Consider the following 2,261-nt stretch of genomic DNA (forward strand, 5'->3'; position numbering starts at 1 on the left):
ATCACGAAATATACATCCGCCGGACCATCCGAGCCGGTTATATGCATACCGACAACGCTCATGATAAGCACCAGCGCGGCGGGGCGGGCAACAAAGCCGAAAGCGACGAGCACCGCACACACCAGCGCTATCGCAGGCGTTGGTGCAAAATGAGCCAGCGATTTTTCTGGCAGTAGTTGTACCAGACCGGTCGGTATTGAAACTCCCGTGCTTGCCGCCAGTAGTGCCAAACCAAGCCACAGACGTATCAATAATTGATAGTATGGCTTGAGATACCGTGTGATGGCGTCTGCCAGGCGGGTCAGAATAGTGGCGAAAGGCAGCGCGGTATCTCCTAATCCGCGCGCGAGAAGCTGATCCAGCGACAAAGGCCCCGCGCCACATATCACGAACCACCCAAACAGCACAGCGGAGTACAGGTTGATATCGATAGCGAGGTAGTTGAACTGGACCACCAGCACGAGAATGAGCATGTACAATGCTGCCCACCGTGTTGCCAACCCCAGCGCGAGTAATACCGGGATGACCATCTGTATCGCTGCGCCCAGGTAGGTGGGACTTAGCGGCTCTACCCAAGGCACAGGATAGGCAACATTAGACAGATAGGGCGCGACGCTCAGATCGAAAATCTTTAACACACCAGACACAAAGAAGACCTTCGCCAGCCATAACCGGATCAGGAGATCCGCCATGGGTCCAACCGATCGCTGCACCACATGGTAAACGGTGCCGATGTTTCCCATCGGTACCAGCAACCACCGGATGCCACCGGCTGCCATCCGGAGCCGATCGCTGCTGGTGTTCAGCGACACGTCACGAAACCTTGCTGAAATGGGCGAGGGGAAGCAGAGAGCGGTGAGCGACGCTCATGAGCTTTCATTGAAGTGGAATCCGGACACGAACTCCCTGCCATTTGCGCAACGCCACCAGCGACCAGATACTCTCGACGATCCCAAAGGGCCAGGTACCCGCAAGGAATCCATATACCGCAGACCCCAGGCAGGCCACCGCAAAAGCCAGCGTGAACCAGTGCGAGCGCGATTCGAAGGCGTAAAACAGCATCATCAGCGTTACAATCGTGGCCCCGTAAGTTGTCAATAGCATGGGTACCTCTTCAGTTCAGGCTTGCTGACAGCATCGCACAGACTGTGACCATGCTCTACCTTTGAGTCAATCGTTGTGCCAGAGCGAATTGGCCATGTATAACGGCAAACTTTAGTAACGCTAGGCAGCGATCAGCCGTCGCGGCGTACGCGGATGCTCTGGAAGTGGCGGTAGGTCACCTGTCCGGGCCCGCCGCTCGGTTTGCGGTGGACGTGGCGGATTTCCGTCCAGTCCACCTCGCCGCTGATGGCGCGGGACTGGCTTTGCTGCAGGGCAATGCGCGCGGCGGCGGCGAGCACCGGCTCGGGCACCGGCGTCTGACTGTTCTCCCGGCGCAGCACCACATGGCTGCCGCCTAAATCCTGAATGTGAAACCACAGGTCCCAGGGCTTGGCCGTGCGAAAGGTCAGGCGGTCATTTTCCCTGGCATTTTTACCCCAGAGGATCGTGAAGCCGTCGATGACGGTTTGATTGAATGTGGCATCCTCCGGTTTCTCTTTTTTGGCCGGGCTTCCTGACGTGGGCGACGTGTGGGTTGCCGAACCATCTAAGGACGGTGGCTGTGGCTCGCTACCCGCAAGGCGTTTCAGCAGCTTCTCCGCCTCTTGCAGGCGGCTGGTGATTTCCCGCTGTGCGCGCTGACTGCGTTGCGCCTGCTGCATATACCACTGCGCCTGCCGGTGCAGAAACTTGCCCGGTGTTACGGCAATAGTCAGGAGCGCACCCGCTGCGCTGGTGTGGTCCGGGGCGCTGATCTGCGTGACTGACGCCATCGTGTCGGGCAGGGCGAAGAGGGCGAATGCCTGGGTACGATACACCTCCGGGTCCTCCCAGCGCGCCATGTCCTGGCGCATTTTCTGGATGCGGTGCTGCAGACGTTCCCGCTGCAAGGCGAGAGCACGTTCCTGTGCTGAGGGCTCCGGGTGAGCGGCAGGGAGCACAAAGCGTAGCGCCTCCTGTGCCGAAATCTCCTGCATCGGCGCCCAGTCGGGCAGGGGCAAGGGGTAGAGGACGGGTTTACGGGCTTCCGCCGAAGACCGCCACCAGGGCGCGCAGGGATCTGCGCGCTGCGACCAGGCCTCCTGCATGGCCTGCTGCTCGGCCGTATGCTGCGGGCGATAACGGGGTGCGACGCGGCGCAGCCAGGTGGTAGCACT

The 2,261-nt window shown here is 60.0% G+C and carries 3 protein-coding genes; all 3 read right to left on the reverse strand.

What is annotated here, in order from left to right; genetic code table 11:
• Positions 1-812, reverse strand: an 812-nt coding sequence (locus AC2VNK_RS07780) for a DoxX family protein (RefSeq protein ID WP_486883378.1), incomplete at its 3' end; no start/stop codon positions are given.
• Between the two features lie 64 nt (positions 813-876).
• Positions 877-1,104 (reverse strand): hypothetical protein, encoded by a 228-nt coding sequence (locus AC2VNK_RS07785; protein WP_291520664.1) that lies wholly within the window; start codon positions 1,102-1,104, stop codon positions 877-879.
• Between the two features lie 131 nt (positions 1,105-1,235).
• The coding region (locus AC2VNK_RS07790) for an NFACT RNA binding domain-containing protein (RefSeq protein ID WP_486883379.1) at positions 1,236-2,261 on the reverse strand (1,026 nt) is incomplete at its 5' end.

It is taken from the genome of Acidithiobacillus sp. TH-A35, assembly GCF_057473505.1.

Excerpts from the sequence above, each read along its gene's own strand:
- AC2VNK_RS07785 (WP_291520664.1), bottom strand. The coding sequence starts at position 1,104 with ATGCTATTGACAACTTACGGGGCCACGATTGTAACGCTGATGATGCTG.